This window comes from Streptomyces sp. CB02959, assembly GCF_002803155.1.
Lineage (GTDB): Bacteria > Actinomycetota > Actinomycetes > Streptomycetales > Streptomycetaceae > Streptomyces.
In genome coordinates this window covers 110,721-132,747 of record NZ_NNBP01000027.1, presented here as the reverse complement: position 1 = coordinate 132,747, position 22,027 = coordinate 110,721, and the positions used below count along the sequence as shown (strand labels likewise).

General features: G+C 71.9%; 21 protein-coding genes and 1 pseudogene. 9 read left to right on the top strand and 13 right to left on the bottom strand.

What is annotated here, in order from left to right; translation table 11 throughout:
• Together CG747_RS35155 and CG747_RS35145 are read right to left on the bottom strand one after the other, a co-directional pair.
• Positions 1 to 283, bottom strand: a pseudogene (locus CG747_RS35155) (two-component sensor histidine kinase); the annotation flags it as partial.
• Between the two features lie 376 nt (positions 284 to 659).
• Positions 660 to 1,199 (bottom strand): TetR family transcriptional regulator, encoded by a 540-nt coding sequence (locus CG747_RS35145; RefSeq protein ID WP_100605936.1) that lies wholly within the window; start codon positions 1,197 to 1,199, stop codon positions 660 to 662.
• Positions 1,200 to 1,397: 198 nt separating this feature from the next.
• Here CG747_RS35145 and CG747_RS35140 point away from each other — a divergent pair, with 198 nt between their 5' ends.
• From CG747_RS35140 to CG747_RS35130, 3 genes are all read left to right on the top strand, one after another.
• Positions 1,398 to 1,796: a PPOX class F420-dependent oxidoreductase gene (locus CG747_RS35140; RefSeq protein ID WP_100605935.1), complete on the top strand. Its 399-nt coding sequence runs from the start codon at positions 1,398 to 1,400 to the stop codon at positions 1,794 to 1,796.
• 64 nt (positions 1,797 to 1,860) lie between these two features.
• Positions 1,861 to 2,685, top strand: coding sequence for an SDR family NAD(P)-dependent oxidoreductase (locus CG747_RS35135; RefSeq protein WP_100605934.1), 825 nt, complete (start codon positions 1,861 to 1,863; stop codon positions 2,683 to 2,685).
• Positions 2,686 to 2,899: 214 nt separating this feature from the next.
• Complete coding sequence (locus CG747_RS35130) at positions 2,900 to 4,258, top strand: alkaline phosphatase (protein ID WP_100605933.1); 1,359 nt, start codon at positions 2,900 to 2,902, stop codon at positions 4,256 to 4,258.
• 221 nt (positions 4,259 to 4,479) lie between these two features.
• Here CG747_RS35130 and CG747_RS35125 read toward each other — a convergent pair whose 3' ends face one another.
• From CG747_RS35125 to CG747_RS35095, 7 genes are all read right to left on the bottom strand, one after another.
• Positions 4,480 to 5,337 (bottom strand): DUF2127 domain-containing protein, encoded by an 858-nt coding sequence (locus CG747_RS35125; RefSeq protein ID WP_100605932.1) that lies wholly within the window; start codon positions 5,335 to 5,337, stop codon positions 4,480 to 4,482.
• Between the two features lie 199 nt (positions 5,338 to 5,536).
• Complete coding sequence (locus CG747_RS35120) at positions 5,537 to 6,337, bottom strand: alpha/beta fold hydrolase (protein WP_100605950.1); 801 nt, start codon at positions 6,335 to 6,337, stop codon at positions 5,537 to 5,539.
• 480 nt (positions 6,338 to 6,817) lie between these two features.
• The gene (locus tag CG747_RS35115) at positions 6,818 to 7,516 is read right to left on the bottom strand and encodes a hypothetical protein (protein ID WP_100605931.1); all 699 of its coding nucleotides are present in this window, start codon (positions 7,514 to 7,516) and stop codon (positions 6,818 to 6,820) included.
• 118 nt (positions 7,517 to 7,634) lie between these two features.
• Positions 7,635 to 8,045, bottom strand: a complete 411-nt coding sequence (locus CG747_RS35110; RefSeq protein ID WP_100605930.1) for a hypothetical protein — start codon at positions 8,043 to 8,045, stop codon at positions 7,635 to 7,637.
• Positions 8,046 to 8,404: 359 nt separating this feature from the next.
• Positions 8,405 to 10,606: a DNA/RNA helicase domain-containing protein gene (locus CG747_RS35105; protein WP_257980947.1), complete on the bottom strand. Its 2,202-nt coding sequence runs from the start codon at positions 10,604 to 10,606 to the stop codon at positions 8,405 to 8,407.
• A 270-nt stretch (positions 10,607 to 10,876) separates the two neighbouring features.
• Complete coding sequence (gene otr(A) / locus CG747_RS35100; protein WP_100605928.1) at positions 10,877 to 12,850, bottom strand: tetracycline resistance ribosomal protection protein Otr(A); 1,974 nt, start codon at positions 12,848 to 12,850, stop codon at positions 10,877 to 10,879.
• Between the two features lie 219 nt (positions 12,851 to 13,069).
• Positions 13,070 to 13,339, bottom strand: a complete 270-nt coding sequence (locus tag CG747_RS35095; protein WP_100605927.1) for a GlsB/YeaQ/YmgE family stress response membrane protein — start codon at positions 13,337 to 13,339, stop codon at positions 13,070 to 13,072.
• A 202-nt stretch (positions 13,340 to 13,541) separates the two neighbouring features.
• On the opposite strand from CG747_RS35095, the gene CG747_RS35090 reads away from it, so the two are divergent.
• From CG747_RS35090 to CG747_RS35080, 3 genes are all read left to right on the top strand, one after another.
• Positions 13,542 to 13,979 carry a MarR family winged helix-turn-helix transcriptional regulator gene (locus CG747_RS35090; protein WP_100605926.1) on the top strand — a complete coding sequence of 146 codons (438 nt, stop codon included), beginning with the start codon at positions 13,542 to 13,544 and terminating at the stop codon, positions 13,977 to 13,979.
• Between the two features lie 295 nt (positions 13,980 to 14,274).
• Positions 14,275 to 15,000, top strand: a complete 726-nt coding sequence (locus CG747_RS35085) for a VC0807 family protein (RefSeq protein WP_180985827.1) — start codon at positions 14,275 to 14,277, stop codon at positions 14,998 to 15,000.
• Between the two features lie 188 nt (positions 15,001 to 15,188).
• On the top strand, positions 15,189 to 15,479 hold the full coding sequence (locus CG747_RS35080) for a hypothetical protein (RefSeq protein WP_257980946.1): 291 nt from the start codon (positions 15,189 to 15,191) through the stop codon (positions 15,477 to 15,479).
• A gap of 67 nt (positions 15,480 to 15,546) precedes the next feature.
• Here the strand turns inward: CG747_RS35080 and CG747_RS35075 are convergent, their stop codons facing one another.
• From CG747_RS35075 to CG747_RS35060, 4 genes are all read right to left on the bottom strand, one after another.
• Positions 15,547 to 16,170, bottom strand: a complete 624-nt coding sequence (locus CG747_RS35075; protein WP_100605924.1) for a flavodoxin family protein — start codon at positions 16,168 to 16,170, stop codon at positions 15,547 to 15,549.
• A gap of 148 nt (positions 16,171 to 16,318) precedes the next feature.
• On the bottom strand, positions 16,319 to 17,464 hold the full coding sequence (locus CG747_RS35070) for an NAD(P)/FAD-dependent oxidoreductase (protein WP_100605923.1): 1,146 nt from the start codon (positions 17,462 to 17,464) through the stop codon (positions 16,319 to 16,321).
• Positions 17,465 to 17,518: 54 nt separating this feature from the next.
• Positions 17,519 to 18,247, bottom strand: coding sequence for a TetR/AcrR family transcriptional regulator (locus CG747_RS35065; RefSeq protein WP_100605922.1), 729 nt, complete (start codon positions 18,245 to 18,247; stop codon positions 17,519 to 17,521).
• A gap of 66 nt (positions 18,248 to 18,313) precedes the next feature.
• Positions 18,314 to 18,877 carry a glycoside hydrolase family 25 protein gene (locus CG747_RS35060; protein ID WP_100605921.1) on the bottom strand — a complete coding sequence of 188 codons (564 nt, stop codon included), beginning with the start codon at positions 18,875 to 18,877 and terminating at the stop codon, positions 18,314 to 18,316.
• 507 nt (positions 18,878 to 19,384) lie between these two features.
• On the opposite strand from CG747_RS35060, the gene CG747_RS35055 reads away from it, so the two are divergent.
• The 3 genes from CG747_RS35055 (at position 19,385) to CG747_RS35045 (ending at position 22,012) form a co-directional block, all read left to right on the top strand.
• The gene (locus CG747_RS35055; protein WP_100605920.1) at positions 19,385 to 20,248 is read left to right on the top strand and encodes a BTAD domain-containing putative transcriptional regulator; all 864 of its coding nucleotides are present in this window, start codon (positions 19,385 to 19,387) and stop codon (positions 20,246 to 20,248) included.
• Positions 20,249 to 20,571: 323 nt separating this feature from the next.
• Positions 20,572 to 20,904, top strand: coding sequence for a hypothetical protein (locus CG747_RS35050; protein WP_100605919.1), 333 nt, complete (start codon positions 20,572 to 20,574; stop codon positions 20,902 to 20,904).
• 1 nt (position 20,905) lies between these two features.
• Positions 20,906 to 22,012 carry a M14 family metallopeptidase gene (locus tag CG747_RS35045; RefSeq protein ID WP_100605918.1) on the top strand — a complete coding sequence of 369 codons (1,107 nt, stop codon included), beginning with the start codon at positions 20,906 to 20,908 and terminating at the stop codon, positions 22,010 to 22,012.
• The last annotated feature ends 15 nt before the right edge of the window (positions 22,013 to 22,027 follow it).

Sequence of the window (22,027 nt, the reverse complement as noted above, 5' to 3'; positions counted from 1 at the left end):
CCAGCAACGAACGGTTGAGGAACTGGCCCAGGGCCAGGGCGCGTTGGTCCTGGATGCAGGTGCTGATCGCCTTGTTGATCTCGTCGACCGTGCCGGACATCGGCAGGATGGGGCAGTTGACGTTGCTGACCCTGAGGTCGGTGCCGAAGACCCGGAAGTCGGGGGTGCCCTTCTTGAGGGTGTCGGCGGTCAGGAAGAAGATCAGCGCGAGCAGGACGACGCCGGCCATCAGGAACATGCCGCCGTACAGCAGCGTGAGCCGGATCCGGATGGTCGGCCGCAACCACGGTGCGGAACGGCGGCGCGGCTCGGGTGCCGGGCGCCGGGAGGGCTTCGGGGGGACGGGCGGCAGCGTCGTCGCGGTGGGTTGTGGAGACGTCGTCACGGCGGTCAGCCCCGATGCCCCGGCGAAGCGACTGCAGCGACGGGCAACGGGATGACGAATGAGCGCACTGCTGGTCCTTTGACTCTTCCTCAGGCGTCCTGAGGCACAGGAAAGTTGCCAAGACGCACCCATAGTGCTCAAAGGAGCCATAAATCGGCAGTAAGGACGGGGGGTGGTTGCGGTGAACGGCAGGGGAGCGGCGGGGCCCGGCGTGGGCGTCGGATGCGGTCCCGGCTCCCGGCGCGGGGCGGCCGGCCGGCGGTCCGGACCGCCGTCAGGCCGGTCCCAGTCCGGCGAGCAGGGACTGGGTCACCATGTCGGCTCCCTGTGCGGGGGTCAGGTCGGGCATCTCGTGGGAAGCCATGTTCGTGAGGTGCGTCAGCAGGGTGCGTGCCCAACGGTCCGGTAGCCCCGGGCGGATGACGCCCTCGCGGACGGCGCGGGCGATGAACGCGTCCAGGTGCTGGAGCAGTCGATCGAGGCGGGCGGTTCCCGCCTCGTCGGGCACCTGCCGCAGGTCCACCGGCCATTTCCGGCTGGCGGTGATGATGCCCTCCGCGTACCGGTGCAGTGCCACGGTCACCGGTGCCTCGGTCAGTCGGGCCTGTGCGAGGACCGTTTCGCAGGCGTCGAGCTTCGCGGTGTACACGGCTGCCATCAGCGCTTCGCGGCTGTCGAAGCGGCGGTAGACGGTGCGCCGGTCCACGCCCGCGGCGGTGGCGATCGCCGCGATGCTCGTCGAGGGGTCGTGCGCCAGTAGGCGTGCTCCGGTCTGGAGGACCGCGTCCAGGTTGCGTGCCGCGTCAGCTCTCATCGTGCTCGGAGCTTAGGCAGGAGTGGGGCCGTCTGGCCAGAAGCTGACACATTTCTCTTGCGGTTCACGCTGTAACTGTCACATAGTCGTGGCGGTTGGTCCCCCGGTCGTCGTGCCGGTCCGCCCGGTGGCGTGCCCGCTCGGTGGCGCGCCCGTCCTCGTTCCTCACCTCTGGAGTGCTCAGTGAGTTCAGCCCGTATGTCCGAGAAGTTGAAAGACCTCCTCGATTCCCCGGTCTTCGGTACGGTGGCGACCCTTCAGCCGGACGGCAGCCCGCACCAGTCGGTGGTGTGGGTGGGGCGCGACGCCGACGACCTGTTCTTCGTCACCGGCGTGGACAAGCGCAAGATCCGCAACCTGCGGCCCGACCCCCGGCTGAGCGTGTCGGTGAACCCGCCGGACGAGCCGTACGGCTACGCGGTGATCAGCGGAACCGCGCGGTTCGAGAGTGCCGGCAGCCGCCGGCGGATGGACGAACTGGCCGTCAAATACACCGGGTTGACCTACGCCGAGCACAACCCGGAGGTGTACCGCAGTCTCCCGGAACTGGTCACCGTGCACCTCACCCCCGAGAAGATCGCGGCACGGTTCCTGTGAACCACCGACCGAGCAGCGAGCGACGCGACCGGGCGAACGGCACCGGGGAAACGGGAGGGCGAGGGTGAAGACGTACGTCATCACCGGGGGCACGGACGGTATCGGCAAGGCACTCGCCCTCCGGTGCCTGGGGCGGGGCGACGAGGTGGTGGTCGTCGGCCGCAACGCCGAGAAGGGAGCGGCCTGGCTCGCGGCGGCCCGGGAGCGCGGGGCGGCCGAGCGGGCGCACTTCCTGCAAGCCGAACTCGGCCTGATGGCCGAGAACCGGGCGGTGCTCGACGGCCTTCGGGCGTCGTTCGCCAGGATCGACGCGCTGGTGCTCTGTGCCAGGCACTTCCGGACCACCCGCCTGGTCACCACCGAGGGCTTCGAGAACACCTTCGCGCACTTCTACCTGAGCCGCTTCCTGCTGAGCCACGGCCTCGTCGAACCGCTCGAAGCCGCCGACCGGCCGGTGATCCTCAACGTCGCCGGGCCGGGCGGTACCGGCGAGATCGCCTGGGACGACCTCCAACTCGCCCGCGGGTACGACGGGCAGCGGGCACTGGCACAGGGCGGGCGCCTCAACGACCTGCTCGGACTCGGCTTCGCGGACGCCCGGCCGGCGGCCCGGGCCCGGTACGTGCTGGTCAACCCGGGCACGGTCAACACCAGCTTCTCCGGGCAGTACACCCCGGCCGTGCAGGCCCAGGTCGATGCCATCCGGCGCTCCGCGCAGACGGTCGAGGACGCCGTGCGGCCGCTCGCCGCGCTGCTGGACGCCCCGCCCGAGGCGCCGCTGAGCGCCTTCGTGCAGGGCGTGCCGCTCGGACTGGACGGCACCGGGGACGAGCTGGCGGCGGCGCGCCGGCTCCGACGCAGCACCGAACGTCTGCTCGCCGGGGCCTGAGCGGCGGTCGGGTGTCCGGGAGGGAGGGCCCCACCCCGGTGTGGGGCCCTTCGTCGGCCGACGCGCGCCCCGCCGCTGCCGGTCCCGCGCCGTGCCGTTACGTCCCGGATGCGGCGGTGCTGTCGGCGCGTCACTTCCGGTTCACCAACAGCTGGTGGGCTGGGGCGCGTTGGACCAGATACCCCGTTCCCCGAACGCTTCAAGGAGTCGTTCCATGCACAGACCCTCCCGCCGGCACGTCGTGACCGCCACCGCCCTGGTCGCCGCCACCGCGGCCGCCGTGGCCGTGACCACCGCGGCCGGCGCCTCCGACACCACGCAGCAGGCCCAGCACGCCATCAAGGGCGGCAAGGCGAAGAACGTCATCCTGCTGATCGGTGACGGTATGGGGGACTCCGAGATCACGCTGGCCCGCGACTACGTGGTCGGCGCCAACGGCCGCCTGAACATGGACGCGTTCCCGCTCACCGGCGCCTACACGACGTACGCGGTCCACTCCGACGGCACCCCGGACTACGTGACCGACTCCGCCGCGAGCGGTTCCGGCTGGGCGACCGGCCGCAAGACCGTCAACGGCCGGATCTCCAAGACCCCGGACACCGACAAGGCCGTCCCCACCATCCTCGAACTGGCGCAGAAGAACGGCTACGCCACCGGAAGCGTCACCACCGCGGAACTCACCGACGCCACCCCGGCGGTGCTCGCCTCGCACGCCACCGACCGCTCCTGCCAGGGGCCCGGCGACATGGCCAAGTGCCCCACCGACACCCTCGCCAAGGGCGGTCCGGGCTCGATCGCCGAGCAGTCCGTCAACCACAAGGTCGACGTCCTCCTCGGCGGCGGGAAGCAGCGGTTCGACCAGAAGGTCACCGACGGCACGTACAAGGGCCTGACGGTCACCGAACAGGCCGAGAAGCTGGGCTACCAGGTCGTCACCGACACCACGGAGCTGAAGGGCGCCAAGGCGGGCAAGCCGGTCCTCGGCCTGTTCTCGCCCGGCAACGTGCCGACCGAGTGGACCGGCAAGCCGGCGGCGGTCGGCGGGACCGACCCGCAGCGGTGCGTGACCTCCAACCCCAAGCGCTCGTCGGCCACCCCGAGCCTCGCCGATTCGGCCACCCAGGCGATCCGGCTGCTGGAAGCCAAGCAGAAGGACTCCAAGAAGGGCTTCTTCCTCCAGGTCGAGGGCGCGTCGATCGACAAGCAGGACCACGCGGCCGACCCCTGCGGGCAGATCGGCGAGACGGCCGCGTTCGACCGTGCGGTGAAGGTGGCCCGCGACTACGCGGCCAAGCACCCCGACACCCTCGTGGTGACCACCGCCGACCACGGCCACACCAGCCAGATCGTGCCCCTGGAGGCCACCCCGCCCGGCCTGTCCTCCACCCTCGTCACCAACGAGGGCCAGCAGCTGAAGGTCAACTACTCGACCAACACCCCGGGCCAGTCGCAGGAGCACACCGGCACCCAGGTGCGGATCGCCGCCCAGGGCCCGCAGGCGTACCGGGTCCTCGGCGTCACGAACCAGACCGACCTGTTCGCCACCGTCCGCGAGGCGCTCGGCCTGAGCTGACGGTGGGGTAGGTGCGCGCGGGGGAGGCCGGTCGCCGGCCTCCCCCGTACGTTTGGACGCCCGCTCGCCGGTCGAGAATTCCTCTCGCTGGTCGCTGGTCGCTGGTCGCTGGTCGCTCGTTGCCACCGACACCGGCCGATCCCACCGGCACCGGCCGATCCCACTGACGCCGGCTGATGCCGACCGACCCTGCCCCTGCCCCTGACCGGTGCCGGTGGCGCTCAGTCCGTGGTCCGGGCGGGCGGCACCCGCTCCAGTGCTTCCCAACTGACGTCCCGTGCGCGCTCGGCGGCCTCCGCCCGGCCGCCCCCGCGCACCCCGAACAGCCGCTTGGCGAAGAGCAGGTAGACCACCACCGCGAGGTTGATGATCAGGGTGAGGACCTTGGTGACGGTCACCCGGGAGGTCAGCTCGTAGACCTCCGGAACCAGCAGGACGGTGGTGGCGACGAAGGTGAGGTACTCCGCCCACCGCCTGCCGCGCCACAGGCCGACCGCCTCGACCCCCTCCAACAGCGCATATGCGGCGATCACCAGCCCGATCAGCCACAACGTCGAGGAGCGCACCGCGAACGCCTTGGCCACCTCGCCGAGCAGGCCGCGTTCGGAGACGCCGCCGGTACCGCCCACGCCGTTCTGCAGCAGGTCCATGAACCGGTAGAACGGTGCCTGGAGACTGGCGCGTTTGTCCGCGAAGATCAGGATGCCGGCGGCCAGCGTCCCGAGCACCACGAAGTGCAGCAGCCGGTCGAGCGCGATCAGCCGCAGGACGTAGCGGGCGCGCAGCGGCCTGCCACGCAACGGGAGGGTGATCTCGTGCCGGTCGGGTGGGTGCGGACGGTCCGGCTGCCGTGGCGGGGACACCGGCACCCAGGCGTCGCACCGCAGGCAGCGGTGCCAGCGCAGTCCGTCCGGGTCCTCGCGGACCAGCAGGGTGTCGGCCGGCCGCACCCGTTCCGCTGTCACGCCTTCGAGATGGTGACCGTGCAGCGCACAGCTCAGCAGTTCGTAGCGCAACCGCCGCTCGTCGCCGGCCGTCCCGGGCACCGGGGCCGGCGTGTCACGGTCCTCCTCCGCCATGCGTTCCTCCGTCGCGACCGGGGCCTGGCCCTTCGGGCGCCTGCGGTCGGTACCGCGGGGCGCGTTTCCGAGGCCAGTCTCGGACACCGCGGGCGGCGATCGCGGGAATGGCGTGGGGGCGGCGCGTACGGCCGGGTGGTGGCGGACGCCCCGGCCGGAACGCCCGCCGCCAACCGGCCGGACCGCGGTGCCGCCGCGCCTACAGCGTCGCGAGGAAGTCCCGGACCGCGGCGGCCAGCGCCTCCGGAGCGGTGGCGGGCAGCAGATGGTCGCCGTCCAGTTCGGCCACCGTGGTGCCGGGGCGGCGTTCGGCCATGGCGCGCACCTGCTCGGGCGGGATGACCCCCTTGGTGCCGTGGACCAGCAGGGCGGGACAGGTGCCGGCCGTCCAGTCGTCCCAGTGGTCGCCGTGCACGTGCTCCTCGGACCGGTACATGTCCTCGGGGTGGAAGGGCAGTCGCCAACCGCCGTCTGCGTGCTGCCGCAGCCGGTCGGAGAAGTAGGGGGCGGCCGGGCCCAGACCGGCGACCAGCGCCTCCCGGGTGGCTGCCTGGAAAGGCAGGTCGAGCAGGAACGCGAGGGGGTTCGGGCCCTCAAGTCCGAGGGCGGCGGGGCCCTCGACGTCGACCAGCGCGCTGACACGTTCGGGGTGGCGGGCCGCGAACTGATAGGCGTTGATGGCGCCCAGGGAGTGCCCGAGCAGCACCACCCGGTCCAGCGCGAGGTGGTCCAGGAGGGCTTGGAGGTCGGCCAGGTATCCCTCGCGGCTGTAGTCGCCGGTGCGGTCGGACTCGCCCTGGCCGCGCTGGTCCGGGGCGATCAGCCGCCAAGCGGGGGCGAGTTCCCGGGCGAGGTGGGCGAAGGTGGCGCCCTCGGACAGATGGCCGTGCAGCGCGATCAGCGGACGGCCGTCCCCGCCGAAGTCGACGTACGACAACCGGCGTCCGCCGATGGACAGTTCGGACCGTACGAAGCGGTGATCCAGAGTCGATTCGGACATCGCCATCCCCCTCATGTGGTTGCCCCTGACACCGAGGCCGGCGCAACGGGACCTTCCGGAGCGCCTGATGCCCGAACAGTACAGGGAGCTAATACGTTTGTCTAAGACGTCTGTATAGATCGATTGAGCGGGCCGCGCCCGCCCGCTCTCCGCCGCAGGCGCCCGCCCCTCGCCCGCCATGCCTGCGGCGCCGCCACCGACCACGCACCGCCGTGCGGAATACGCGCCGCCCGCCCGCGGCTGAGCCGATCATGACCGAAACCGTCCACGGTGGCCGAGCTCACCGGCACGCCGACGCGCACCTTCCGCTCGTGGATGCGGGAGCATGTGGCGGTGTTCCGCTGAACTCGACGCGGAACGTGGGGTGTTGAGAGCGGTGCCGCGCTGTTCGGGGCCTGCCCCGACTCCCCGGAGGGGGGCGTCGACCAGGCCGCAACGCCCCCACCGCCCCCTCCGCCCCCTCATCCGGGCCGATGCCCGTCAGGTGCCCAACGCCAGGTGGTATTCGACGGCCCGCCGGGTCGTCGGTGCGAAACCCAGCGAGACGAGGGCCGTCTCGAAGACGTCGTCCCCGGGTGCCACACCCGTCTCCACCGCTCGGATCCCGGAAGACTCCGCCGTCACCTGACGCACCGCCAACGACACCAGCGCCGCCAGCGCATCGGCCGTGCCTTCCTCCTGTCGGTCGTGCATCAGCACCGCCCGGTCGCGGTCCACCTCCACCTCGCACCAGGCGTCACCCATCCCCACCCGGAAGTGGGCGCCCTCCGCGGCCGGCGACGCGGTCCCCCGGCCGCCCGGGGCGTCGGACCGCTCCGGCGGCAGTTCCCTCCGCCACCAGCGATGGACCTCGTCCCCGGCCACCGCGCCCAACTGCTCCAGCGCGGCAGCGGCACCGAGCGACATCTCGCCCGTCTCCTCGACCCACCGAAGGGTCCGCCCCCCGGCGTCCCGCACCGCCGGCGCCGCCACCTCCACCAACGGCACCCGCACGTCAACGGATCCCGCCACCACACCCACGAAGCGGAGATCGGGGTCGTCCGCCCCCAAGTCCAGCACCACGAGGGAGCCGATGACCGACTCGGCGTCCCGCGCCACCACCACCGCGAACGTCCGGTCATCGGACCAGAACTCGGGGACCGCCCCGCACTCCCGGTAAATCTGTACAGAAACCGACATAACGCAATTGTTCCACGCCTGGATGAGCGGCAGCGAACCGGAGTTCGGCATGCCTGGGCGTGGCCGGTCCGGCGGCGTCGAGGCCGTCATCGGTCGGCCGCGGCCCCTCGGAGGGGGCTCAGTGGACCGTGACGGTGACCGGGTGGGAGGCCGAGCGCGCCCTGGGGTGCTTGTCCTGGGGCGAGCGGCCTTCGAAGAGGACCGCACGCAGGTGCAGATGGCCCCGCTGCTTGACGCGCAGGCCGACGTTGACGGTGCCACCGGCGCGGCGCGCCGGCTTGGAGCACGCCACGTTGTGCCACGCAGCGGCCGTCCAGCGTTGCTGTACGCAGACCTTGTTGAACGAGGAGTTGTCGTCGCTCGCCTTGGCGGAGGCGTGGACGAGTCCGCCCAGGCCCACCGAGCGGGGGCCGGTGGTGAAGGAGAGGGAGGACTTCGCCGAGGCCGGTGCTGCGGTGATGCCCAGCGAGGTCACTGCGACGGCGCCGATGAGAGCGGAGTGGAGGGTGCGGCGGTGGTGACGGGTCATCCTTGTCTCCTCCGTGGCCTGCCTGGAAGGCGAGGTGTCGGATGCGGTGGGGGGCGGGGTCGCTGCCGTGGCATGCGACTACCCCGCTGATCACATCACCTTACGTCTGCTTTGCCCCGCCAATGACAGCTTTTGGGTAATTCTTGGACAAGAGGGTTCACTGCATGAAGTCGGCCCGTATTTCGGCCGTTGTCACAGCTGCCGCGACAGTAACTGTGGTTCTGTTCTCCTCGCCGGTGACGGGCTCGTGACCGCCGCCCGCCGCCGTGTCCCGGGCGGTCGCCGACGCACCGCCCGGGCCCTCGCCGTACGCCCCTACGGCGAGGGCCCGCACCCGGCTCTCCGCGTCCCGCCGCCGGTCAGCCCGCCAACCCGGCCAACCCGGCCGGCAACGCGCCCGTGTGGAGCACCCCCAACCGCTGCGTGGCCCGGGTGAGCGCGACGTACAGATCGCTCGTCCCGAACTCCGCCGGCTCCGCCACCAGGACGGTGTCGAACTCCAACCCCTTGGCCTGGCGCGGGTCGAGGACCACCACCGGCCGGGTCAGGTCGGGGGCGGGGCCGGCGGACGCGGCCGGGAGGGCGGCCGCCAGGGCGGCGCAGCGCTCGCGCGGCGCGATCACGGCGATCCGGCCCTGGGCGTCGTGCCCGGTCTCGCGCGCCACCGCCGCCGCGACCGCCCGCGGCAGGTCGTCGGTGCGCTCGGCCCACGGGTGGACGCCGGTGGAGCGGATCGACTGCGGCGGGACGAAGGACGGGTCGGCGGTCCGGGGAACCTCCGCCGCGACCGTCATGATCTCGTTCGGCGTGCGGTAGTTGACGCCGAGCCGGACGTGTTCCCAACGGTCCTCGACGTGCGGTGCGAGGATCGTCTCCCAGGCACCGCAGCCACCCGGTTCCGAGGTCTGCGCGGGATCGCCGACCAGGGTCATCGAGCGGGTCGGGCAGCGACGCATCAGCAGCCGCCACAGCATGGGGGAGAGCTCCTGCGCCTCGTCGACGATGACGTGGCCGAAGGCCCAGGTGCGGTCGGCCGCGGCGCGTTCGGCGGCGCTGCGGTGATCCGCCTCCTCCTGGCGTTCGGCGAGCCGGTCCGCGTCGATCAGGTCGTGCGCGGCCAGCACCTCCGAATCCTCGTCCTCCCGGTCCTCGAACTCCTGCGTGCGCGAACCGTACGAGAGGTCCAGCACGCCCTGTGCGTAGGCGATGAGTTCCTGGCGTTCCGCCTCGGCGGCGGCCCGGGCGGCCGCGTCGTCCTCGCCGAGGAGTTCGGCCGCCTCGTCCAGCAGCGCGACGTCCGCCGGGGTCCAGGCACCCTCCGTGCGGCGGATCGCCGCCGCGTCGGCGTCGGGGAGGTGGACCGGTTCGGCCAGGAAGTCGGCGACGAGCTGCTGCGGGGTGAGGGACGGCCACAGCTCCTCGATGGCGCGGTGCACGTCGCGGCTGGTGGCGATGGCCTTGCCGAGCTGGGCGATGTCGTCCGGGCCGAGGAGGTTGGGGCCGCCGTAGGGGTCGGCGCCGAGCCGCTCGGTGAGTTGGGCGGTGAGCGCGTCGATCACGTGGAACGCGAAGTGCGGGCGGGCGAGGTTGTGCGGCAGCAGGGTGGCCCGGGCCTGCCGGCGGGCCCGGTCCGCGATCTCCGCGTCCAGGTGCAGTTCGCCGTCGTCGTGGTCGATGACGAGGGCGGGGTCGGGAAGCGTCTGCCGATCGGCCACGAAGCGCGCGAGGACGTCCGCCATCGCCGCGGCGCCCTTGATCTCGGCGGCGCGGGGCGTGTCGGTACCGGTGGCGGTCACGCCGGGGAACAGCTCGCCCGGCGTCGCCAGCAGTACGCCCGTCTCGCCGAGCGACGGCAGCACCTGGCCGATGTAGCCGAGGAACGCCGGGTTGGGCCCGACGATCAGTACCGCGCGGCGGGCGAGTTGCTCGCGGTGCGCGTACAGCAGATACGCGGCCCGGTGCAGTGCCACGACCGTCTTGCCGGTGCCCGGACCGCCTTCCACGACGAGGACGCCATCGTGCGGGGCGCGGATGATGCGGTCCTGGTCGGCCTGGATGGTCTGCACGATGTCGTGCATCCGGCCGGTGCGTGCCGCGTCCAGCGAGGCCAGCAGGATGGCGTCCGCGTCCGCCCCTTCGTGGCCGCTGCGTTCGCCGTCTGCCAGGTCCAGGATCTCGTCGTGCAGTGCGGTGACCCGGCGGCCCTGGGTGGTGAGGTGGCGTCGGCGCCGCAGTCCCATCGGGGTGTGCCCGGTGGCGAGGTAGAAGGGGCGGGCGACGTCGGCCCGCCAGTCGATGACCAGCGGAGTGCGTTCGGCGTCGGCACGCCGGATGCCGATCCGGCCGATGTGGTGGTCGCGGCCGTCCCGGAACGCCAGCCGGCCGAAGCACAGCCCGTGTTCCCCGGCCTCGAAACCGGCCAGCAGCTCCTGCTGTTCGGCGACCATCACGTCCCGTTCCAGCCGTGCCTGGAACGTTCCCCCGGTCTGGGGGAGGGCTCGGTCCATGGCCGCCCGTGCCCCGGATCGCAGGGCGTCGAGGCGTTCGTGGAGCAGGTCCATGAATTCCTGCTCCTTACGCAATTCCTCGTTTGACAATTCAGCTCCGCTCGAATAGACTGTGCCGTAGTGAAATGAATTGGGTTGCTTTTCTCGCGATATGCAAACGCTCAATATACGCGGAGAAATACCCCGGTTGTCAAACCTCGATCGCATGCGGATGCGTCGGGGTTTTTTCTTTTCTCCGGCGCATTACGGGGGCCGTGGCGGACCGGCCGGCAGCCGGTCCGCGCAAGGAGATTCGATCGTCGCGCCGCGCGTGCGGGCCGCGGATCAGCGCCCGAGTGCCCGGGCGGCCGCGCGGCCCACGGGCCGGTCCCCGGCAGGCCGGGACCACCACAGGGCCTCACCACGGGTCAGGCCCGGCAACCGGTGTTCGGCGGAACGCACCCGACTGGCCGGGATCGATCCCTTGACCAGCCACGACGTCAGCCCGCCCGCGGTGTCCTCGATGTCCGCCCCCAGAGCGGCGAGGCACGAGGCGACGGCCGGCAGCGTATCGAGCGGGATGTCCACGTCGAACGCGTGGCAGGGCTCGTAGACCTGCGTGCCGGCGCGCTCCAGGGCGCGGCCGAGGACCACCGGGGTCAGGCCCCGGAAGTCGCTCGCGGTACTCACCGGACTGGCGAAGCCCGAGCGGATGAGGGTGACGGTGCAGTCGGTGACCGCCCAGCCGTGCGGACCGGTGCGGAGAGCGGTGTGCACGGTCTCCTCGATGGCGGTGTGGAAGGCGTGCGGGAGGGCGCCCAATTCGGTTTCGTACCGGAACGCGACGCCGGAATTCCGGCGCGCGGGCTCGACGCGCAGCCCGATGGTGGCCACGAAACCGCTGGGACTGGCTGCCTGCCGGCCCATCTCCTCGTACGCCTCGCCGACGCCCACGGGGCGTTCCAGGCAGACGGTCCGGCTGGGTTCGAAGACCGCCTCGATCCCGAAGTCGTCGGCGAGGGTCGCCGCGAGGATCTCCTTCTGGATCTCGCCGTAGAGCAGCACAGACGTGGCGCCGTCGGGCCCGGCACAGGCATGGATGAGCGGGTCCTGCTCGGCGAGGCGCTGCAGCGCCGCGTACAGGCGGGCCGCCGCGCCGGGTGTCCGGTGCCGGGGGCGCACCAGCGTCCGGAGGGTCGGGGCGGGGAAGTGCGGTGGGCGCGGGCCGTCGTCCCGTCCGGCAGGGTCGGTGAGCCGGTCGCCGACCCGGGCCTCGGGCAGGCCGCCGAGCTTCCCGATGTCGCCCGCGGCCAAGTGCCGGGTGCCGTCGCCGCCGTGGCCGGAGCCTCCGACGACGTGCAGGGAGGTGATCTGGCCCGGGTACGCCAGGGGTGCGCCGTCCGGGCCGTTCCGGTGGAGGGTCACGCGCCGGCGGGCGGCCAACGTGCCGGAGAACAGGCGCACGTAGGCGGTCTTCTTCCCGGACGGTCCGCGCTCGACGGCGAACACCGTGCCGCGCGGGGGCGCCGCACCGGCCGGGTCCGCGCCGCCGTCGGTGGGCGCCGGCCTGAGCAGCCCGGTGATGCCGTCGATGAGCGCTCCGATGCCCTGTCCGCTGCGCGCCGAGCCGAACTGGACGGGGTGCACCCGGCCGTTCCGGGTGTGCTCGGCGAGTGCGGTGTGCAGCTCGTCCGGCGTGGGGAACGGGCCGTCCACGACGCGGGCGAGCAGGGCGTCGTCGACCTCGGCGAGTGTTTCGGCGACGCGGGTGCGGAACTCCGGCTCGTCGTCGAGCGCCCGCGGGAGCGCGCGGGCCGACGGTGTGCCGAGATCCCGCACCGCCGTCATGGGGACGAGGTGCGGCGCCAGCTTGCGCCGGATGTCGGCGAGGAGCGCGTCCCCGCGGGCGCCCGGACGGTCGATCTTGTTGACGAAGAGCAGCACCGGGAGTCGCATCTCCCGCAGCGTCCGCATCAGGACGCGGGTGTGTGCCTGGACGCCCTCGACGGCGGACAGCACCAGCACGGCGCCGTCCAGGACGCCGAGGACGCGCTCCACCTCGGCGACGAAGTCGGAGTGTCCGGGGGTGTCGATCAGATTGACCTGCGTGGCGCCGGCCGTGAAGGAGGCCACCGCCGAGCGCACGGTGATGCCGCGCTGCCGCTCGATGGCGCCGGTGTCGGTCTGGGTGTCACCGGCGTCGACGCTGCCGAGCCGGCCGATGGTGCCGGTGTCGAACAGCAGACGCTCGGTCAGGCTGGTCTTACCCGCGTCGACGTGCGCGAGAATGCCGATGTTCAGGGTGTGCTGGATCTGCATGGGTGCCGAAGTCCTCGAAATTCACCGTCCGGAAAGGGCGCTGGGGGTTTTCGAGGAATCGGCGCATGGGGGTGCTCCTGTTGTTGCCGACGAGCTGTCGGCGACCACCCTGGTCGCCTCGGGGCGGCCTCGGCAACTGGTTTTCCACGTGCGGTGGGGCCGGAAGGCATCGCCCTCCGGCCCCACCGGGTGTCCGTCCGCGCCCCGCCGGGCGCGCGGTCAGTGCTCGCGGTTGCGTCCCAGGGTGAAGCGGTAGAGGAGCAGGACGATGAGGGAGCCGACGATGGCGGCGATCCACGTCGACAGGTGGAAGAAGCCGTTGATCGAGTGCACTCCGAAGATCACCTTGCCGAGCCAGCCGCCCAGCAGGCCGCCGGCGATGCCGATCAGCATGGTGATCACGCAGCCACCCGGGTCCTTGCCAGGCATCAGAGCCTTCGCAATGGCACCGGCGAGGAGCCCGATCAAAGCCCACGCGATGATTCCCATGTCCGCACCCTCTCGTCAAGACCTGCTGATGCGTACAGACTGGTTCCCTCTCCCGGGGCTTTCACCCGGGCCTGCTGCAATCGTGTGATGTCCGGTGGTGGCGGTGGTACGGCAGCGCCCCCCGCCGGCCCCGGAGTGCCGGCCCGGGGACGGTGATCAACGTCGGTTGATTGGCCGAGTTGATCAACCTAGGCTTATCAACATGACTCAGAGCTCGGACGTCGACGACCTGGCCGGTGCGCTCTACGGAAGCATCGGACTGCTGGCCCGCCGGCTGCGTCAGCTGCAGGCGCCCGGCGACCTGTCGTTGCCCGAGCGTGCCGCGCTGGCACGACTGGACCGGGGCGGCCCGGCGACGGCGGCCGAGCTGGCGCGGGCCGAGCAGATCACGTCCCAGGCAATGGGAACCACTCTGGGCGTGTTGGAAGAGCGCGGCTTCGTCGAGCGTCGCCGCGACCCCGACGACGGCCGACGGATCATCATGTCGTTGACCGAGGCCGGCGTCGAGGTGCTGCGGCACAAGCGCGACGCCCGGGCCCAGCAGTTGGCGAAGGCCCTCGGAGAACGCTTCACCGACGCGGAGCTGGCGACGTTGACGGCGGCGGCGCCGCTGATCGAGCGGCTGGGCGACAGCTTCTGACGCCGACGACCGGCACCGAGCGGCAGGCCGCCGCCGTCACCGGCGCCAACGGCCTCGCGGCATCAGGTATCCGGCATCCCGGCATCCAGCACCACGCCACTGGACCGCGGACTCCGGCGAGCTCCCCGGCGGCTCTCCCCTCGACGGTCTCCACCCGACGGTGGAGCGGGCAGGTGGAGAGTCGGCCCGGCAGGTCCGGCCTGGGGGCCGATGCCTCTCCACCCGCCCGGCTCCTAGCGTCGAGACAGGTCGACGTGGTGCCGGAGGGGCCGGTACCGGACCGTTGGAGGCCGTCATGGGAACCGAGGGAGCCGTACACACGCGTGGTGCGCAGCGGTGGCGTGCCGTGGGCGTACCGCTGACCGTCAATCTCCTCCTCCCGCTGGTCCTCTACTACGTGCTGCGCGCGCTGGACGTCGCCCAGTGGCAGGCCCTGTTGCTGAGCGGTGTGATCCCGGCCGCGCACGCGGTGGGCACGGCCCTGGTACGCCGGCGGGTCGAGGTCTTCGACCTGCTGGTGGTCGTGCTGCTGGGGGCGTCGGCGGGGCTCTCGGCGGTCAGCGGCAGCCCGCGGGTGCTGCTGTTGAAGGACGCGGGCATCCCCGTCGTGTTGGGACTGTGGGTCCTGGGCACCCTGTTCGCGGCCCGGCCCCTCGCGTTCCACTTCGGGCAGCGGCTGCGCGGGCCGGCCGGCGCCGAGGCGGCGGAGCGTGCCTGGCGCGAACTCCCGGAGTTCCGGACCGCGCTGCGCGGACTGACGCTCCTGTGGGGCGGCGCGCAGCTGCTCGACGCGGCGCTGAGCACCGTGGCGGCGTTGGGGCTGCCCATTGACCTGGTGCCGGTGGTCGGCAAGATCGAGTCCTTCACGATCCTCGGCGCGATGGTGGCGCTGACCGTGCGCCGCAGCCGGGCCTTCCGCGACCGGTACGGTATCCCGCTCTTCGGCCTGGCGGCGGCGGGCGCGCCGCGGCCCTCGGGCGACGCCCCGAAGCTCACCGTGAGCGACGCGCTGCGGTCGTGACGTCCGGCGGAGCGGCCGGCGATGCAGCGGAGCGGCGGCGCAGGGGAGTTGGCGCGGTCGGCGTCACGGGGCGGCCGGTCCGTCGTTGGACCGGTCGACAACCTGCTCTCCCCTCATTTGGAGCCTTCATGAACTCCCTTGTACGAGGCCGTGGACGTGTTCGTGGTCGCGGTCGTGCGGTCGCGGCCGTGGCGCTCGCCGTCGGCGCGGTCCTGCTGCCGGTGGCGACCGCGGACGCGGCCGACCTCGGCATGATCACCTACACCACCCCGGCCGGTCGGGCCGCCACCCTGAAGCAGCCCGAGCCCGGCCGTTGCTACTCCATCGCGGGCGCCGGCACCACGTCCAACCTCTCCCTGGTCGGGAAGACCGCCCACTTCTACGCCCGGCCGCACTGTGCCGGAGAGCCGGTCGCCGACCTGGGCCCCGGCAAGCACGGCAAGCTGCGTTTCGCCTCGCTGCGCGTCGACGCCGACTGAGCCGGTCCGGCGCCGGTGCGGGTCCGCGCCGGCGGGGTGCGCACCCCGCCGGCGCCCGGGGGGCGGGCTACGGCTGCGCCGGCTGCTCCTCGTAGGGGAAGCGGGCGAGGGCGGCCGGGCGCTGGAAGAAGGTCTTGGCGCGGACCATGGCGCCGTCGTCGTTCCGCACCTGCCCGGGGCGGGAGCCGTTGCCGGACAACACCCCGCCGAAGTGCATTCCCAGGTACGCCGCGCTGTGGTGGAGGGCGGTCACCAGGCCCTCGGCGACGACCTCTTCGCGGTGCGCCATGACCGTCACTCCCCACAGGGTCCGGCCCGCCATCCGCTCCTTGAAGTCCGAGCCGGGGACCGTCAGCCACCCCGACCAGTAGTCGAGGTAGCGCTTGGCCTGTGCGGAGAGGCTGTACCAGTACAGCGGCGAGGCGATGACCACGTCGGTGGCCCGGAGCGTGGCCTGCCGCAGTGCCTCCTCGTGCTCCTCGGGCGTCCAGGTGTCGGACTCGTGCCGGCCGTCCTGGAAGTCGGGCAACGGCAGCCGGGACAGGTCCACCCACTCCTGCCGGACGTCGGAGGGGAGTTGGGCGGCGGCGGCGCGGGTGAGGATCTCGGTGTTGCCGTCGGGGCGGGAGCTGCCGAGGACGAAGAGGAACGAACGGTCCGGGCCGGTGGGTGTGGCGCTGGGCGTGGTCATATCTGCTCCGGTCTCGGGTCCCCGGACGCGGCTGCCGCGGCGGCATGCGCCGATCGCCGCCCGAAGAGGGTCGGTGGGTCTCCCCGCTTCCAACTCCCTTGCACCGGGGCGTATTCCGAGGGGCGCGGACCGTCCACGCCTTGGACGATCAGTGCGCGGGCCGGGGGCGGGCCGTGAACTGGTCCAGGAGACGTGCCAGGGCGTCGTCGCCGAACATCAGCCGCAGGCTGGCGTCCGACTCGGCGGCGGAGGCGGCGCTGCGCGGGAAGAGCGCCTCCTCGTAGGCGGTGAGGGCGGCTTCGCGGTCGTCGGGGTGTGCGGCGAGGGCCCGGCCGAGTTCGGCGCCGTCGAGCATGGCGAGGTTGGCTCCTTCGCCGGCGAAGGGGGACATCAGGTGCGCGGCGTCACCCAGCAACGTCACGCCGGGGGTGCGGGGCCAGCGGTGGCCGACGGGCAGGGCGTGGATGCGGCGCGGAACGAGTGGGCCGTCGGCATCGGCGATCAGCTTCCGCAGACCGTCGTCCCAGCCCTCGAACCGGGTCAGGACGGCCTTCTTGGCGGCGTCCGGGTCGGTGAAGTCGAGGGTGTCGAGCCAGTCCTCGCCGGTCTTGAGGGCGGTGTAGACGTGCAGGCTCCCGTCGCTCTCGCGGTGCGCGAGCAGGCCCTTTCGGTCGCCCAGGCAGAGGAAGAAGCCGTCGCCGACCAGGGCGGCGCTGCCGGGGTGGCGGACGTCGGCGTCCCGGAGGTCGCCCTCCACGAACGAGATTCCCGCGTAGGCGGGGAGCGCGTCGGACAGCAGCGGGCGTATGCGGGACCAGGCGCCGTCGGCCCCGATGAGCAGGTCGGTGGTGACCACGCCGCCGTCGGCGAAGGCGACTTGGTGCCGGCCGTCCTCCAGGGAGCGGGCGCCGGTGGCCTTCCTGCCCCAGCGGACCGTGCCCTGGGGGAGGGAGCTCAGCAGCAGGTCTCGCAGGTGACCGCGGTCGACCTCGGGGCGGGTGCCGGAACCGTCGTCCTCCTCCGCCAGACGCACCGTGCCGTGCGGGTCGAGGATGCGCAGCGCCTCGCCGCCGGGGTGGACCAGGGCGCGGAAGGCGTCGTACAGGCCGGCGGCGCGCAGGGCGAGCTGCCCGGAGTCCTCGTGGATGTCGAGCATGCCGCCCTGGGTGCGGGCGGCCGGTGAGTCCTCCCGGTCGAAGACGGCCGTCTCGATGCCGTGCACATGCAGGACGCGGGCCAGGGTCAGGCCGCCGAGGCCGCCGCCGATGACGGCGAGGGGGTGGTGGGTGGGCATGGCGGGAGGGGCTCCTTGGGGTGCGGTGCGCCGGGGAGGGGTGCTCCGGGGCGGTCAGGTGGTTGCCGTGCGGTCCGGTCGGGCGGTCTTGGAAAGCCCGTTGATGAGTACGTGGAAACCCCAGGTCAGACGGTCTTCGCCGGTGCCGGTGAACAGTTCGGTGCCCAGGGCGGTGAGCCGCGGGAACGCCTGCGGGGAGGCGTTGCGCACCGCGGCCGTCAGCGCGTCGTGCTCGTCCTGGGCGTGTGGCGCGGCGTCGCGGGCGGACTGCTCCGCGGCGGTCGCGGTGCCGAACTGGAGGAGGGCGTCCACGCCCCAGGCGGCGCGGTCGTCGGGGACGCCGCCTTCGGCCAGCAGGGCCAGGACGGCTTCCAGCAGCTCCAGGTAGTGCGGTCCCGACGGGCGGGTCACCAACGCCGAGCGGGCCAGTGCCGGGTGCCTGAACAGCACCGTCGTGTAGGACGACAGGATGCGCACCAGCCGCTCGCGCCAGTCGCCGCCGGTCCGGGCCGGTCGCAGGTCGATCTCGCCCAGCAGCTCGTCCAGGACGGCCGCGTGCAATGCGGCGGTGTTGGCCACGTACACGTACAGCGAGGCCGGACCGGTGTCCAGCTCCTTGGCCAGGCGGCGCATGGTCACCCGTTCCAGGCCCTCGCTCCGGGTCAGCGCGACCGCGGTCGCGACGATCCCCGCGCGGGTCAGGGCGGGTTTTGCGGGGCGCTCGCGGCGGCCGCGCGGGGTGGTGGGCTCGATGGGCTCGGCGGGACCTGGCGTGGTGGGCATGGCTCCACGGTAACGAACGCGTTCGTTACGAACAAGTTCGTGGCGAACGCGTTCGTCACCTCCGGGCTAGGCCGGGACGGTGGCGTGGCGGGCCCAAGTGCGCAGTTCCGTCCGGTCCTTGAAGCCTCCGAGGCTCGTGTCGATGGGCTTGTCGGTGTACTGGTGGAACAGCCACCGGCCCTTGATGTCCGGCTGGCCGGGCTTGCCGTTGTACTGGGCGATCCAGAGCCCGTCGCCGGCGAAGGAGGTGGTGTCGCGGTGCAGCCAGAAGTCCCGGTTGCAGTACAGGATCGTCTTGTGGCCGGGGGTGCGCTGCTGCACCTGCCGGAGCCAGCTGTCCTTCCAGGAATTCGGGACGCGGGCGTCCTCCCAATCGAGGATGAGAACGTCACCGTCGACCAGATTTATTTTGGAGAGGAAGTGGTCGACCTGGTCGGTGACCGGACCCGGGCGGGCGAAATGATAGAAGCCGGTCACCAGTCCCGCGTCGCGCCCGGTCTTTCGCTGGGCCACCCACTTCGGGTTGGTGTAGGTGGTGCCTTCGGTGATTTTTATGAACACGAAATCGCTGCCGGATGTCTGGTATTTCTCCGGCTGGGCTGACGAAACGTCGATCCCTTTGACGGTCATGGTCGGTTCATTCCTTGGCGGTTGTCGAGGTGCCTCTTTCGTTTCCGGCGGATGACGGCATGGCGCATCGCACCGTGGTGGTGGGGGAGGCGTCGCGGCGCCTTGGGAGGGTGTGCCGTCGGGGCGGCACCGGCGCCCCTGGTCGTGCGCAGGGGGCGCTTTCATTTTCTCGCCGTGGTGCGGCCGAGGCATCTGGAGCGGCGCGCCGCGAAGTGGTCGAGGACGGTGGCGCCGATACGCTTCCGGGCCGCCGCGGGATCCGACTTTCCGGCCTTTACGGGGAGACCGGATCTCTGCTTGAAGTGGCAAATATTGCCCGTTCGACTTCCTCGGGTTCAACAGGCTGATCTCCGGTGCCACTTCCCTGTGAGGTGCCCCCGGAGCATTCGACATCGGCCGTATGCACGACGCACGATGGAGGAAGGGATGCGGGGTCATATGACCCCCCTCATATGACCTCGCATCTCTGTGGGAGTGTCCGGTCGGCCATCAGGGGATGCGGAGGCGATGAGCCACAGCATCGGGACGGAGCTCGGCGCGGTGCGCCGAATCCCGGCGGTGTGTCCGCCCGGGACGGGGGAAGCGCAGTACGCCCCACCCGCACCCCGGAGCGCCGACGCCCGCATCGCGTTGCTCGGCGGATTCCGGCTGGTCACCGGCGACGACCCGGCGCGGATCCCGGCGGGATCGGAGCGGCTGCTCGCCTTCGTCGCGCTGCACTCCGGGCCGGTGCCGCGGAGCGTCGTCGCGGAGAACCTGTGGCCGGACGTGTCCGAGTGCCGCGCCTACGCGTCCCTGCGGTCGGCGCTCAACCGCCTGCGCGGCGCCGGCTGCCGGATCCTCGACGTGGGCCCCGTGGACCTCGCCCTCGCAAGCGGCGTGGGAGTCGACTTCCGGGAACTCAGGCCGCTCGCGCACCTGCTGGTCGATTCCGCGATGGCTTCCCCCGGAACGGCCGTCTCCCTGGGCCTGGGCGCCTCGGAGATCGACGCGCTGTCCCAGGACCTGCTGCCGGGCTGGTGCGACGAGTGGGCGCTGCGCGAGGCCGAGGAATGGCGGCAACTGCGGATGCACGCCCTCGAAGCGCTCGCCACCCGCTTCATCAGCGCCCAGCACTTCGGTCACGCCGTGTGGGCCGCCGGTGCCGCGGTGCGCGCCGAGCCGCTGCGCGAGACCGCCCGGGCCATCCTGATCAAGGCGCACCTCGCCGAGGGCAACCAGTCCGAGGCCCTCCGTGAGTTCCAGCGCTACCGGTCCCTGCTCCAGGCCGAGCTGGGGCTGCGCCCGACGGCCCGGCTGCTCGGTCTCGTCGCCGATCTGCGCTCGGCCGCGACCCGGTGCTCCGGCGGGCCCGCGCGTCCGTGGGCATGACGCCCCGGTCACGCCGCGGTGACGCCGCACCGGTCATGCTGGCGGGCAGCAGCTGGGATGCGTGCCGGCCGTCCGTTCCGCAGCCGGTACGCCATGGACCGACGGTCCACCGTGGGTTGATCGGTGAGGGCGGTGCGGCCGTCGGTCCTTGAGCGTGGGGCGTTCCGCGGAGGTGCCGGGGGCGCGCGCCGACGGGTCGGCCGCGGGCACCACAGGGTGCCGGACACCCCAGGACACCGGACACCCGGGACACTCCGAGGCGCCGGACACCACGAGACGAGTCGCCGGACATCACCGCGGCTCGACACCACGAAGAGGCTGACATGTCGGAGCGCGAGAACATCCTGCACGTGCGGGTGACCGCCGCCGACGCCGAGACGTTGCGGACCCTGCTGCGGGAGGAGCCGCTGGACGTCGGCGGGCGGCCCCGGGAGACCCCGGGACCCGGGAACGAGATGACCATCGAGGCGTACGTGCCGCGCGGGCGGGCCGGCCGTCTGGAGCGCGCGGGCGTCTCCGTGGACGTCCTCAGGGACGCGACCGAGACCGGGCGGGCCCGGCAGGCGGAGGTCGGACACGGCGACCGGTTCGCCGATCCGGACGAAGTGCCGTACGGACTCGGCAAGATGGTGAAGGAAGAAGGGCCAGGAGGCTGAGATGCCGTACCTCAACACCACCGAGGTCGATTCCGCGTTGGTGAACCTCGCGCGGGCCTACCCGGCGCTGAGCGAGTTGATCGCCCTTCCCGAGCGGTCGGTCGGGGGCGTCGACTGCCACGCCCTGCGCCTGGGCGCGGCACCGGCCGGCACCCGGGACTGTGTGATGCTCATCGGGGGCGTGCACGCCCGGGAATGGGGCAGTTGCGAGATCCTCGTCTACTTCGCCGCCGACCTGCTGCGGGCGTACACCACGCATTCCGGGCTGGTCTACGGCGGCAAGGCGTACCCCGCGGCCGACGTGAAGGCGCTCCTGGAGGGCCTGGAGATCGTGCTCTTCCCGCTGGTCAACCCGGACGGCCGGAACTACAGCCAGACCGTCGAACCGATGTGGCGGAAGAACCGCAACCCCGCCTACGGGAACGGCGAGGGTGACTGCGTGGGCGTCGACATCAACCGCAACTACGACTTCCTCTTCGACGCCGCGACGGCCTTCTCGCCGACCTCGGGCGTGCGGGTGTCGACCGATCCGTGCGACCCGCAGCTGTACCACGGTCCCGCGCCGTTCTCCGAGCCCGAGACGCGCAACGTCCGGTGGCTGCTGGACGCCCACCCGCGGACCCGGTGGTTCATCGACGTGCACAGCTACTCGGAGGACATGCTGTATGTCTGGGGCGACGACCAGGACCAGTCCACCGACCCGTCGATGAACTTCCTCAACCACGCCTTCGACGGTCTGCGGGGCGATGCGGGGGACACCGGGTACCGCGAGTTCATCCCCAAGATCGACTTCGATCAGGAGACCGCACTCGCCCGGGACTTCCAGGACGGGGTGCTGGGCGTGCGCGGCCGGACGTACACCGCCAAGTCGGCCTTCGACCTGTATCCGACGTCCGGGACCAGTGACGACTACGTGTTCGGCCGGCATTTCGTCGATCCGTCCAAGGAGCGGGTGCTCGCCTACACCATCGAGTGGGGCACGGAGTTCCAGCCGTCGTGGAACGAGATGGAGAACATCATCAAGGACGTGAACGCGGGGCTCCTGCAGTTCTGCATCAAGGCCCTGGCGAGCGTGGCCGCCTCCACCGCCTCCACCGTCGCCGCCTGAGCGACCCGGGTGGGG